Below are 11,391 nucleotides of genomic sequence, written 5' to 3'. Positions count from 1 at the left end.
TTCCTGTTGGCTAAAGGTACAACGGTGGTGGGCTATTAGCCATGAGACGGTTTGTCTGTGCGGGTTTTCAGTGTTCTCCCTTGGAGCCTTTCGTAGGTTTCCCAATCTTCGGGAGTGGGTGCTGCAAGGTGTCCACGGCGGTCGTCCACTGCGAGGATCGGGTCGATTAGGAATGCGTATCGATAACGTTCGCCGTCTTTCGACAAGATTTGACGATATCGTTGTTCGTCTTCTTCTGGGATTTCGATCTGTTCTTCCATGAGGCCATCGTGGATGGCAATCATATTGAGAACGACGGCTTCAAGATAATTAAATTTGTCGTCGTAAATATCTGCTGGCGAGACACCGTATTCATTGGGTTCCGTTGGTAGGGTGTAAGCGGTCCAATTCTTGGTCATTGTTTCGACAGCCCGGAGAGAATCTTCTAATTCCTGAACTCTGTTCTTTTCCACGGTCCCGATGCGGTTGCCTGTGACCATGCGCATGAAATGCGGGTCTACGTCCAATTCTTCTTTATGGCTGATGATGTAACGTCTCAATTCGTTCTCGCAGTATTCCTTGGCCTCGTGCCCGGTTTTATCGTTGTTGAGACGGTTCCAGTAAATATTGGTTGCATGCATCGTCTTGTTGTATTCGATCCAACCCAAACGTGTCATAGCTCGCAGTGCCGTGAGAAAATCCGGTGCTATAGGTCTAAATGAGCGTTGCTCATCTTCAATTTCGGTAGAACATATCCATCCTGTTCGCAATATCCACCACTCCTTGTCGGCCATTACGTCACGGGCCGCTTCGCTCAATGGCTTGCAAACGTTCGTTTGCATCAGGGACGACTGGATCGGTTGAGTGAACATCATTGCGTCTTCGTTAGCGGCGTCTATGATCTGATGTCGCTGTTCAACGTCCGAGATTTCTTCTTGCAGATTCCAGTATGTCATGTACCTGCGCAGTTTCGGCAGCGAGTAGTCCGGATTGCTTAGGATTTGCAACACGTCATCGCCACTGAGTTTGGTTCGTTCGCTGAAGATATTCTTGGCGCGATCCTTGGTGAACCCTAAGGTCATTCCGAGTTCCGTCTTCGTCATATGACGATCTTCTCCCATTTTCAGCAGGAGCTTTACGAGGCGTTCAGTAGTGAGTTCCATTTTCTTTAGAATCCTTAAAAACGGCTATTTCCCAACGAAACAACAACCTCCAAGTGTAGATATTACACCACTTCCAATTTTGTGCGGTCGCTTCTGAGGTTGGATGTAATCGTCAACCAAAACCACTACCGAGGAGGTAGCAATCATGGATATGGATAACGAAACCCCGATCTTGCACGCGGATGTCGTGCGAGCCGTTTCCAAGGAAGGTCGTCCCTATGAGTGCGTCGAGGTCAAGCTCGGCGACGTGAGTGTGGGCCGGATCTTCCCGCGGCCACTTGAGATGGCCGCAATCAAGAATGCGCTTGGCTATAACTAAGCGCTGACTCAAGATGCATGTCGGGGACGGTTCCAGCGTCCCCGACTGTATCCAACGCAGTATTAATTACCTACAGGAGATAACGATGGATACATCTATCATCGTAACGCTTACGCAGCACTGGAGGGCAATTGCGGCCCTGCTTGCTGTCGTAATGCTTATTGTGCTTGTCTTCTACGTTCGTTCCGTGATCCGTCGGTGCCAGCGTCATGACGCGGTGAGTGCCAAGCCGCTGAGTTTGACTGAGGAACAGGAGAAGACTGTCATAGTCAAGCACAGGTACCGGTCCCACCAGCTGGTATACCGCATTCCTGCCGCACTCACCACGTACGACATTGTCTATGAGTGGGCAGCACTTGTCCGCCCACGCCTAAGCGGTGGCTACGGTACCTATGACGTGAAGACCATACCGAGCCGCCTGTGGCATGCGAGCTACTACGAAGTGGTCTTCTCACGCTTGGACGATCTGCGTAGCGATATGAAAAACGGCACTGAAAGCGATAGTGGCGAACGGTACGTCTTGGGTGAGGATCTCATATCACCTAAGACCGATGTGTCGGTACCGCGTTCGGCGCACCTTGCCATTATCGGCAAGAGCAATAGCGGCAAGGGCAGCGTTATCGCCAACATCATTACGCAGGAGGTTGCTGCCGACGGCGAGGTTTGGTTCATCGATCTCAAGGGCGGTATGGAAGCCGCCCACTATGAGCGTGCGCTCACTTGCAAGGCGTACACGCTTGACGAAGCCGAGCAGCTCCTCACCGATTTCAATGACGGCGTTGATGAGCGTGCACGGCAATGGCGCGGGAAGACCCGTACGTTGACCGATCGAGAAGTACAGCATCGTCTTCTGGTGATCGATGAGGCCGCCGACCTGATCAAAGGCGGCGCATTGAAGAAGCAGTCCGACCATTGCGTCGAACTGATCCGCTCGATTCTGTCGCGTTCGCGCGCGTTGAACTGCACCGTCGTGGTTGCCACGCAGAACCCGCGCGTCAGTTCAAGTCTGCCGTACCGCAGTCTGCTATTGACCACGCTCGCGTTGAGGTTGAACTCCAAGAGTGAGGCCGTGATGGCGTTGGGTGAGGATGCCGTCCGTCAGGGGGCGCGCCCGTGGCAGATCTCGTTCAACCGTCCCGGTGACGGGTACTTGTGGGATGCGGAGGCGAACGCCGTACGGTTCGTGCACGTGCCGTTCGTCACGGACGAGGAGATCCACGGTCTTCATCGACGTGAGGCGGGCGGCGGCGCGTGGAGCGACAGCGGCAACGCGATGCCGGACGATTCCGAACAGTGGTAGTAGCTAGCCCGATGGGAGGGGGCTACTACGACAGCCCCCTTCCGTGACGTGTGACAGGAGACGAAATGTCTAAACCCAACGAAAAGGGACGTTCATGGGCCGGCCTGATCTACCCGGGCGACAGTTGTCCGGAAAACTGGGAAGAGCTCATGCGAAAGTCGGGCCTGAAGATCCTCGTCTCGCCCCTTCACGATCGTGATGTGAAGGACAAGGAGACCGGCGAATTGAAGAAGCCCCACCGTCATGTGATCGCCATGTGGGACAATCTCACAACGCGGCGCAACGCGGAAACCTTCTTCTCCCGTTTCAACGGCCCCGACGTGATCCTCCGCCTCGAGAACCCGCGCGGCATGGCCCGCTACCTCGTCCATCTCGACGACCCAGACAAGGCCCTGTATGATCCGGCGGACGTGGTGGAATTCAACGGTGCTGACTGGAAGAAGATCGCCATTCCCGAAGACGATACCAGTGAGGCCATGAGCGTCGTGGCCATCGTCGAGGAACTGGAACCGCACGGCTACTTCGACCTGCTCAAGTTCTGCGAACATGAGCGACCCGACCTTCTTGACTTCGTAACGAGGCGCACCTCGTACTGCAAGGAGGTCATCTGGAGCTACTGGCACTGCCTCGCATACAAAGAATCAGCAAAGGAAGAGGCCGGGGAGGACCAGCCCACGGAAGAAACCAAAGGCGAAAAGCCTGAGGGCGAGGGATCCGGAACCGAACCCCAACCGCCAGCGGAAGGAGACGAACAATGAAGCAGATACCCGCGACGTACACGGTAACCGAGGCGCGAACACTGCTGCACTGCTCGAAAAGCTTCCTGTACCAGCTGATCCGCGACGGCAAGCTGCGCAGCTACACGATCGGCGGCAAACGGCTGATCGACGCAGACTCACTCGCCCGACTGTTCAGGCAACTACAGCTGTTATGACATTGATGCATAACCTGTTTAAGTGACTGAAGCACCATTGAGCCCCAATTAGACTGCTCGTCATCGAACTACCTTGATGACGAGCTTTTCTATATCGTATATGTGAGCAGCAATCGATCTTTGACGACGTCGCCTTCCAAAGATTCTCCACCCATCTGGAAACGATGCAACATTGATCGGCCCACTGTTATAGCTGCTTCCGTTTCAAACATTCCCCTAGGGTAATCGAGGAGTATCTTTTTCAAGCCACTCTTTTTTGAGCCATCGATAGAAAGGGCAACACGAACTCCCCTTGACTTGGCTTTGTCTATAGCTTCGAACAATTCAGAGAGGTCAAAACGCTGGGCACCATAGAGAATCGACTGAGAATCTGAATATGGAGGGTCGCAATATATTAGGTCTCCCGCCGCTGCCATCTCAAACGTCTCACGGTAATCCTGACAATAAAAATCAGTGCCTAACACCCTCTCATGCCACACTCTAACGCGTTTAGCAAAGCTATCTGAAGATATGGGCATATGAGCACCGCAAGGGGTAGACATGCCACCATCAGCTTTCCTGAAACGAACTACGCCCCCATAACAAGAGCGAGTTAGGAAGACGAAGTCAGCTCCGTTTGGGTGCGCATTGAAGTTGGCCAGTACTTCAGCATACCTCTTTACGACTTCATTATGTGTTTCAAGGTCTCTGCGCCTATTCGCATACCATGAAATCAATTCATCGGGTTCGTTTCGAAGAGCAAACCAGATGTCCATCAATGGACGCAGAATATCGGATGCAACGGCATATTTGGGGGATAAAGTTCCGAGCACACCACCGGATCCCAAGAAAGGTTCGAAATAAGTCTTCGAATCATCGGGGAACAGGGAGATAATCTTGGGGGCAAACCGCTGCTTGTTCCCAACCCATTTAATTAACTGGGGCTTGAAAGGAGCAGGCTCCGGCATAGCCATCTCAAACTGGTCTGTCATCATTTATATTCACCTAAAACTCAGAATATCCTAATTCGGAATATTCTAGTCTTGTGCCCTAACTTACTCTGTATGGGCAAGAAGGATAGCACGCGGGACGACGAAATCATCGCTAATTATCTGCGTGATCTACGAATGACCCGTCATATCAGCCAACAGGAGCTAGCTGAATCTCTAGGTGAACCGCAATCCTTCGTCTCGAAATATGAGAATGCCCAACGGAAAATCACGGCAGCAACATTCCTCCGAATCGTCGTAGCCTTGGGAGTTACTCCAGCGGCAGCGGCACAGGCTGTTTCAAGGAAATTGGGCATATGAAGGCAAACCCTCGATTTGAGAATAAAGGTATGGAGTTCTGGGCATATGTTCGTGCGATCACCCAAACTCTAAATGCCGCAAAGCGTGGTGAGGATAAAATAAACCCATACTCCCTTATTGAAATCCTTGAGTCTCTTAGAATGCAGAATTATCCCACAAAAGCTCTTGGGGATATCGAACATCCAACTCAGCTGGCAGTTGATCTGGCTGCCTATTTCGAATACAGAGCCAATGTATTGAATACGCACGTTCGAAAAGTTCTCATGCGTGCAGATGAAGCGGAAAAAGAGTTTAGTGATCTCTGCAAACGACTAGGTGTTGGTAATGGGGATGAAATTAGAGATAGAAGCGGTAGAAAATGTGCTATTAGATACGATGTTGGCGGCGTCAAAGTAGAAGTCGCAATGAATAAACAAAAAAACGAGAAGAGGGCCATCCAATACTTTACTGGCATGATAGATCTGACGGTCGCTGATAGTTTGAAGTGCGAATTTGACTATGATCCACATCAGCTTGCCACGATAGGCGATTCTAAGAAACTTTATGCGACTATGGCGAGACGCATGGATGGCGCTTTCCCTTCCACTCACAATCCACGAGCAGTGTGGGAGATAAAAGAGTATTACTACACCACTACATTCGGGTCAAAAATCTCTGATGCTGTTTATGTCACCCAGCTTGATGGGTATGAGCGAGATGAAATTAAAGCGATGACTGGCGATGCACCGCAACTTCTCCTCATGGTCGATGCATATGACACTTGGTGGGGAAAAGGAAAATCATATCTATGCAGATTGATCGATATATTGAATATGGGCAAAGTTGATTACATACTATTCGGACGAGAAGTAATAAGCGACCTCCCCTCCATTGCTAAAGGTTGGCTGCGAGCGTGAGTGCAGCTTTCCCATGAAGTTTTGAAGGCTTATCATCATTTTCACTTGCCACTTTGGTATAGGTGTTAAGCGTTACATTCAGGATTCCATAATTAAAGTGGGGATACGTTGTTCCCAGATTCACTCATCGCCTATCTCCGCAATACTTGGCGATCCACTCGTGCACGACGGCAGAAACCGTCATCTCACGGTCCACAGCATATTTCTTAAGCTACTTCTTCTCTTCGACGCTCAACGACACGTTGATTACCGTGCACGTTTCCTTGCCACTCATGGGACCCTCCCAACCAATACGTTCGCCCATTACTATATGCGAAATACAAAGGTTTCACACATGCTGCACCATTACCAGCGGCGGGAATCCTCTATTCGTCGGTAGGGGAAGCACGCAATTCCGCCTCAAGATCCTCAAGACGCTTCTTCGTATCTGCTATGTCCTTTTCAATGTCGGCTCTTGTACGTCGTTGCGGAAGAAGTGAATCTGCCACTTTGTTCGACAACTCTCTCAGCCGATCTGTGCTGGCCCGCTGGTAGCGTTCGACGGAGGTTCGTTCGTCGTCGTGGCGTCCTAATGCCATGGTCTCGCGCAAGGTTGCGCCTTGATGGGTGGCCGCATCGACGGCCGTGGCCCTGAGCGTGTGGAAGTGCAGGTCGGGGCGTCCGGCTTTGGCTGCTGCCCGGTTGAACAGACGTCGCAATGCTGGGTCGGTCATGATTCCGCCGGTCTTGGGAGACGCGATGAGCATGGCATCTGGGCCTCGGTCGCCGATTTGCTCTTCGAGCATGGGCACCATGCCCTCGGGAATGGGCAGAATCGCATTGCTGGCAGCGGTCTTCGTGTCCTTCAACCGGCGCAATCCCCTGTCACCTTCTCCCTTGCCTACAGAGTGACGCACGTGCAGCTGGCGACGGGGAAGGTCAAAGTCACGTACCTGAAGCGCGCACACTTCGTTGATGCGCAGGTCGAAGCACACGCCAAGATACACGGCGATACGACAGTACGGTGGCATCGCTTGATAGATGACTCAAGTTGCTCTCGCGTCGCCACGGGAATCTGTGCCTGCTTGCTCTTGGGCAGCTTTGGCGCGCTCATCGTCACCGGGGAGCGGCCGATCAGCCCGGTTTGCTGGGCCTTGAGCATGATGCGCTTGAGCAGCTGGAACGCGCGAAGCCGTGGAGTAGGTTCCATGGGAGTCGCAAGCCACATATGAATGTCGGCTTCCGTGATGCTCGTCAGCGTCTTGCCCGCGAACGGCGCTTGAAGGAGATGGCGCAAATACTCGTTGTTCTTGCGCTTGGTAGCCTCCTCGAAGGGCCGACCGTCCTTTCGACGCCATTGTTCGACGAACTCGACAGCATAGTCACGGAACACCAGATGGCGTTTTTCCTGCTCGGCCTTCCTTGCGGCATCACGCTCGCTAGGGTGCGTCCACGTGTCTAGTCCGGCTTTGTCAGCTTCAACGAGCCGTTGCTCCTGTGCCAGCCATCCCTGTGCGGTGAGCTTGTCGGCAAAGACACGCTGAACGGTTCGACCCGGCACGTGCGGATGCTGATATCGGGCACGGTAGGAGCCGCGTTTCCTGTCATAGATGACGGAACCCCATGAGCCTTTCGTTCGCATGGTTCCAGTGTAAATCTTGTGTACCTATCTGTGTACCTAAAACGACTTCTCATGTGGTCGTTCGCGTACCTTTATGCACAGAACAACATAGGGATTGAAGGCGCTGAAACCGTTGGAAATTCGCGGTTTTCAAACAAAAAGGGCCACCGCGGTGGAATGAATGCAGTGGCCCTCGTGGAGCTGATGGTAATCGAAACCACGACCTCTTCGATGCGAACGAAGCGCTCTACCAACTGAGCTACAGCCCCGGCGTCACGTTTCCGTGACAACTTGACCAACAATAATACAAGCCCTCCCCAAAAGCAACTCGCGTGTCTTCTCTTGGTGTGGTGCATATCTGCGGTTTGCAGTCGTGCGCCCATAGCCCGCAAGATAGGTCCGCAACATGCGCATGTTGCGGACCTATCTTGCGGGCTATGGGCGCACGACTGCAAACCGCAGATATGCACCACGGGACCAACCAAGCCCCGCGCACCATGCGGCGGCCCTACCGCTTCCCCAAGTCCATGGCGTCCTTGAAACGCCGCACCATGCGGTCCAGGGATGCGGGGGTGATGTCGTCGTAGCCGTCGGCGTCGCAGTACTGGGGGCCGGGGCGCGGCCCGTCGGGCATGCAGACGGTCTGCGCGATGGTCGTGGCGCCGGACGCCACCGCCGAGGCCAGTCCGGACGGGGAATCCTCGAAGGCCACCACCTGCGCCATGCGCGTCTCGGGGATGCCCAGTTTGCTGGCCGCCAGCAGGTAAGGTGCCGGGTCGGGCTTCTTGGCCACGTCGTCGTCACCGCACACATAGTCGACGAAAGCACCCTCCGGCGCCTGCGAGATGAGGTGTTCCGCCAGGTTGCGCGGCGACGTGGTCACGAGCACGTTCGGTACGCTGGCATCGCGCAGGTCCGTCAGCAGACGCTGGACACCGGGGACCCACGGGATGTGAGCCATCTCCGTTTCCTCTACGTAGTCGAACATCATCTGTCCGATCCGCTCTGCCGGCAGCGGGCAGCCGAGCTCCACCATCTCCCGTGCAATCTGCGGCACCGGCCGCCCGGAACCGCCGATGGCCAGTTCCTTGGTCCAATGGCCTCCGTACTTGCGCACGATCCGCAACTCGCTTTCGTGCCAGATCGGCTCGGAATCGATCAAGGTGCCGTCCATATCCCAGAACACGGCCAGCAGGGCGCGGTCCTTGTGCTCAGTCATCGTGGATCATCCCGTCTGTAGCGTTTCATCTGCGCTTCCCACTGTAGCGCCAGCCCCGGCATGGGCGGTCGACGCACAGCTAACGCAACGCACCGACGAGGAAGTCGTACAGTGCCGGCTCGTCAGGGAATACGGCGATGTTGCCGAGGATCCGCCGACAGATCGAGGCGATCTCGTCGCGTACCAAGGCGCGCACACGCGCCCGGTCGGCCTCGGCGGGACCCGGCCCGCCGTTGCCGCCCATCGCATCCCGCACTTCCTCGGCTGCGAGCGCAAACGCCGACAGTTCCCGGGACAGCGGACCGCCCGCCGCCAGTACGTCTTCAAGCTGGCCCAGTTGCCGTTCGAGACGTGCGGGCAGTATGAACAGTCCCTGTGCTTCTATGAGTCCGATGCCTTCTCGCTTGACGAAGAAGTATTCGGGGTGCGCGTGGAAGACGCCCAGCGGATATGTTTCGCTGACCGCGTTGTTGCGCAGGACGATGTTCATCTCATAGCCGCGCTCGGTGATCCGTGCGCTTGGCGCGAGCGACGATTGCGGCTCGCCGTCGGGCCCGACGGGTTCGACGCCCAGTGCCGGGTCGGCATATGCGGTCCATGCGGCGCGGATTCGTTCGCACGTGTCCACGACTGCTTCGCGCGAACGCGACACGACGCGCACCGCACTGGCAGGCCAGTCGAGTGTTTCGACGACGGCGTCGGGCACGCGCAGCGCATGCAGCGCGACCGCCCGCTGCATGGGCAGGATTCCGCCGCCGCCCTGATAGTGGTCGTGGGAGAGAATGGATCCGCCGATGCGTGGCAGCGCGGCGTTGCAGCCGAGGAAGTAGCCGGGGAACCTGTCCACGAAGTCGAGGAGCCGCACAAAAGCCATACGGTCCACATGCATGGGAACATGGGTGCGGTTCACACAGATGCCGTGCTCACGGAAGTACCCATAGGGAGAGAATTGCCAGAACCATGCCTCGCCGCCAAGCGTGACGGGCACGGTGCGCAACGTGCGTTTGCCGCGCGAGGCGAGTCCTTCGTTGGCATGGCAGATCGTGCACTGCGCGTAGCTGCCGTCCACGCTGTTGGCGAGGGCGGCGGCGTGCGTGTCGGCGAATTCCGGCTTGGCCTTGTTGATGGTGACGACGAGGCCGCTGCCTTCGAAGCGCACGTTGCGCGCCAGGCGCGCCTGCTTGACGTACCCGTTGGATACGCCGTACCGATAGAACCAGCGCATGGCTGCCATGCTGCCGTCGACATCCTCGATGGCGGCAAAGGTGTCCTGGACCCGTGACGGCGGGGCGGAAAGCAGCCCCATGACGGCATCGTCCTCAAGTACATCGCCTTCAAACACGCCAGGGTGGGCCTGTGCGTATTCGAGGAGCCGGTTGCGCATCCAGTCAGCGTCACGCGGGTCGAGGTCAAGCCGGTCGACGGCGTACTGCACCCAATGGTCCACGGCGCGCACCGGCGGCATGCCGACGCGGTCCCTGCCCGTTACGGCCGCGGGGTCCGCCGTGTCCGTGCCTGTCGTGGCCGGCATATCCACCGAATCGCCCATCATCGTCCGGGCGCCGTCCTGCCCGGCAGAAAACCGTTCCCCGCTCACGCCGCCCTCCCCGCCGTCACATCGTGGATGGCCTGCGCCATGGCGTCGGCCTGCTCTTCCATCTCCTGGGCGAGCCGGATCTGCGTTCGCGCACGCACCAGGTTGTGTTCGGGATAGGCGGTGGCGAAGTAGGCGTCGCCACTCAGGTAGTCTCCGAGGAAGCGCATGCCGCACTCCATGGTCATGAGCCGTGCCGCCAGCGGCATGAGTTCCAGTTCGTCGTCGGTCACGTCATCGCCTGCGGCCCCGAGGAATCCGGCGGCGTAGGCCCGGAACAGCGGGAGGCTGAAGTGCACGCGCGACAGGTCCTGTTCATCCTCGAGCGCCGTGGAGGCGCCGAAGCGGATGGAGTCTCCGAAATCGTAGAGCAGCGAGCCGGGCATCACGGTGTCCAGGTCGATGATGGCGCGCGGCCGCCCTGTCCGGGCATCGATGAGGATGTTGTTGAGCTTGGTGTCGTTGTGCGTGACGCGCAGCGGTACGCGCCCGTCGCGCATGGCGTCCGTGACGGTGCCGTACTCGTCGGCGTGCGCCATGAAGAAGGCAATGTCCCGGCGGCACGACGCGGCGCGCCCGACCTCATCGCGCGTCACGGCCGCCTGGAAGTCCGCGAACCGCGACGGCGTGTCATGGAAGTGCGCAATCGTTTCGGCGAGACCGCTGGCGTCGAAAGCCGCAAGTGAACGTTGGAAGGCGCCGAAGGCCGCGCCCGCCCGCCGAAAGACGTCGGCATCCTCGACGAGGTTGTACGAGACCGTGTCTTCGATGAACTCGTACATGCGCCACGCGCCGGTCGGGTCGTCGAGCCAGCTGCCGCCGTCGCGCACCGGCACCAGCGTGAGCGTCTCCTGGCCTTGCGCGTGCAGGAAGCCGGTGACGAGCTCGATGTTGCGCATGAGTGCCGCGGTGTCGGGGATGACATCCGTGTTCATTCGCTGGAGGATGTAGCGCGGGCCGTCGGTACACACGAGGTACGTCGTGTTGATGTGTCCGTCTCCGTACGGTTCGACCGACTGCACGTCACCGCGCAGGGCGAATGACCCGGCGACGCGCGCCAGGTCGCGCGCATCGGTTGCATGGTTGGCCATGGTGACT

13 protein-coding genes and 1 tRNA gene are annotated in these 11,391 nt (G+C 56.8%); 6 read left to right on the top strand and 8 right to left on the bottom strand.

Features of this window, described 5'->3' with window-relative positions; translation table 11 throughout:
* Positions 1 to 35: 35 nt before the first annotated feature.
* Positions 36 to 1,142 carry a hypothetical protein gene (locus BCUN_RS04325; RefSeq protein ID WP_051920736.1) on the bottom strand — a complete coding sequence of 369 codons (1,107 nt, stop codon included), beginning with the start codon at positions 1,140 to 1,142 and terminating at the stop codon, positions 36 to 38.
* 145 nt (positions 1,143 to 1,287) lie between these two features.
* On the opposite strand from BCUN_RS04325, the gene BCUN_RS12215 reads away from it, so the two are divergent.
* The 4 genes from BCUN_RS12215 (at position 1,288) to BCUN_RS11810 (ending at position 3,695) form a co-directional block, all read left to right on the top strand.
* Positions 1,288 to 1,461, top strand: coding sequence for a hypothetical protein (locus tag BCUN_RS12215; RefSeq protein ID WP_156100124.1), 174 nt, complete (start codon positions 1,288 to 1,290; stop codon positions 1,459 to 1,461).
* A gap of 85 nt (positions 1,462 to 1,546) precedes the next feature.
* Positions 1,547 to 2,761 carry a type IV secretory system conjugative DNA transfer family protein gene (locus BCUN_RS12725; protein ID WP_238552316.1) on the top strand — a complete coding sequence of 405 codons (1,215 nt, stop codon included), beginning with the start codon at positions 1,547 to 1,549 and terminating at the stop codon, positions 2,759 to 2,761.
* A 65-nt stretch (positions 2,762 to 2,826) separates the two neighbouring features.
* Positions 2,827 to 3,519 carry a replication protein gene (locus tag BCUN_RS04315; RefSeq protein ID WP_081895523.1) on the top strand — a complete coding sequence of 231 codons (693 nt, stop codon included), beginning with the start codon at positions 2,827 to 2,829 and terminating at the stop codon, positions 3,517 to 3,519.
* The gene (locus tag BCUN_RS11810) at positions 3,516 to 3,695 is read left to right on the top strand and encodes a helix-turn-helix domain-containing protein (RefSeq protein WP_081895522.1); all 180 of its coding nucleotides are present in this window, start codon (positions 3,516 to 3,518) and stop codon (positions 3,693 to 3,695) included. The genes BCUN_RS04315 and BCUN_RS11810 overlap by 4 nt, the downstream gene beginning before the upstream one ends.
* A gap of 89 nt (positions 3,696 to 3,784) precedes the next feature.
* Here the strand turns inward: BCUN_RS11810 and BCUN_RS11805 are convergent, their stop codons facing one another.
* Positions 3,785 to 4,669: a DNA adenine methylase gene (locus BCUN_RS11805; protein WP_152598072.1), complete on the bottom strand. Its 885-nt coding sequence runs from the start codon at positions 4,667 to 4,669 to the stop codon at positions 3,785 to 3,787.
* A gap of 69 nt (positions 4,670 to 4,738) precedes the next feature.
* Here BCUN_RS11805 and BCUN_RS11800 point away from each other — a divergent pair, with 69 nt between their 5' ends.
* On the top strand, positions 4,739 to 4,984 hold the full coding sequence (locus BCUN_RS11800) for a helix-turn-helix domain-containing protein (protein WP_081895521.1): 246 nt from the start codon (positions 4,739 to 4,741) through the stop codon (positions 4,982 to 4,984).
* Positions 4,981 to 5,880, top strand: a complete 900-nt coding sequence (locus BCUN_RS12210) for a DUF7687 domain-containing protein (RefSeq protein ID WP_152598071.1) — start codon at positions 4,981 to 4,983, stop codon at positions 5,878 to 5,880. The genes BCUN_RS11800 and BCUN_RS12210 overlap by 4 nt, the downstream gene beginning before the upstream one ends.
* A gap of 365 nt (positions 5,881 to 6,245) precedes the next feature.
* On the opposite strand, the gene BCUN_RS04310 is transcribed toward BCUN_RS12210, so the two are convergent.
* The 6 genes from BCUN_RS04310 to BCUN_RS04290 form a co-directional block, all read right to left on the bottom strand.
* Positions 6,246 to 6,827: a tyrosine-type recombinase/integrase gene (locus BCUN_RS04310; RefSeq protein WP_238552324.1), complete on the bottom strand. Its 582-nt coding sequence runs from the start codon at positions 6,825 to 6,827 to the stop codon at positions 6,246 to 6,248.
* Complete coding sequence (locus BCUN_RS12535; RefSeq protein WP_160257629.1) at positions 6,761 to 7,501, bottom strand: hypothetical protein; 741 nt, start codon at positions 7,499 to 7,501, stop codon at positions 6,761 to 6,763. The genes BCUN_RS04310 and BCUN_RS12535 overlap by 67 nt, the downstream gene beginning before the upstream one ends.
* Before the next feature lie 175 nt (positions 7,502 to 7,676).
* Positions 7,677 to 7,749: transfer RNA gene (locus BCUN_RS04305), tRNA-Ala, on the bottom strand.
* A gap of 239 nt (positions 7,750 to 7,988) precedes the next feature.
* Entirely contained in the window at positions 7,989 to 8,699 is a 711-nt protein-coding gene (locus BCUN_RS04300; RefSeq protein ID WP_033515731.1) for an HAD family hydrolase, read from the bottom strand.
* Between the two features lie 79 nt (positions 8,700 to 8,778).
* Positions 8,779 to 10,164, bottom strand: coding sequence for a galactose-1-phosphate uridylyltransferase (locus BCUN_RS04295; RefSeq protein WP_033515746.1), 1,386 nt, complete (start codon positions 10,162 to 10,164; stop codon positions 8,779 to 8,781).
* Positions 10,165 to 10,292: 128 nt separating this feature from the next.
* Positions 10,293 to 11,384, bottom strand: coding sequence for a phosphotransferase enzyme family protein (locus BCUN_RS04290; RefSeq protein WP_033515729.1), 1,092 nt, complete (start codon positions 11,382 to 11,384; stop codon positions 10,293 to 10,295).
* Positions 11,385 to 11,391: the final 7 nt, after the last annotated feature.

Source organism: Bifidobacterium cuniculi (assembly GCF_000741575.1).
GTDB lineage: Bacteria > Actinomycetota > Actinomycetes > Actinomycetales > Bifidobacteriaceae > Bifidobacterium > Bifidobacterium cuniculi.
The sequence above is the reverse complement of the archived record's forward strand: the minus strand, read 5'-3'. Positions and strand labels throughout refer to the sequence as shown.

Bases quoted from the DNA above. Each gene is read 5' to 3' on its own strand.
- BCUN_RS11810 (WP_081895522.1), top strand. From the start codon at position 3,516: ATGAAGCAGATACCCGCGACGTACACGGTAACCGAGGCGCGAACACTG.
- BCUN_RS04290 (WP_033515729.1), bottom strand. From the start codon at position 11,384: ATGGCCAACCATGCAACCGATGCGCGCGACCTGGCGCGCGTCGCCGGG.
- BCUN_RS12215 (WP_156100124.1), top strand. From the start codon at position 1,288: ATGGATATGGATAACGAAACCCCGATCTTGCACGCGGATGTCGTGCGA.
- BCUN_RS12210 (WP_152598071.1), top strand. From the start codon at position 4,981: ATGAAGGCAAACCCTCGATTTGAGAATAAAGGTATGGAGTTCTGGGCA.
- BCUN_RS12725 (WP_238552316.1), top strand. From the start codon at position 1,547: ATGGATACATCTATCATCGTAACGCTTACGCAGCACTGGAGGGCAATT.
- BCUN_RS12535 (WP_160257629.1), bottom strand. From the start codon at position 7,501: ATGCGAACGAAAGGCTCATGGGGTTCCGTCATCTATGACAGGAAACGC.
- BCUN_RS04295 (WP_033515746.1), bottom strand. From the start codon at position 10,164: ATGCCGCCGGTGCGCGCCGTGGACCATTGGGTGCAGTACGCCGTCGAC.
- BCUN_RS04300 (WP_033515731.1), bottom strand. From the start codon at position 8,699: ATGACTGAGCACAAGGACCGCGCCCTGCTGGCCGTGTTCTGGGATATG.
- BCUN_RS04325 (WP_051920736.1), bottom strand. From the start codon at position 1,142: ATGGAACTCACTACTGAACGCCTCGTAAAGCTCCTGCTGAAAATGGGA.
- BCUN_RS11805 (WP_152598072.1), bottom strand. From the start codon at position 4,669: ATGATGACAGACCAGTTTGAGATGGCTATGCCGGAGCCTGCTCCTTTC.
- BCUN_RS11800 (WP_081895521.1), top strand. From the start codon at position 4,739: ATGGGCAAGAAGGATAGCACGCGGGACGACGAAATCATCGCTAATTAT.
- BCUN_RS04315 (WP_081895523.1), top strand. From the start codon at position 2,827: ATGTCTAAACCCAACGAAAAGGGACGTTCATGGGCCGGCCTGATCTAC.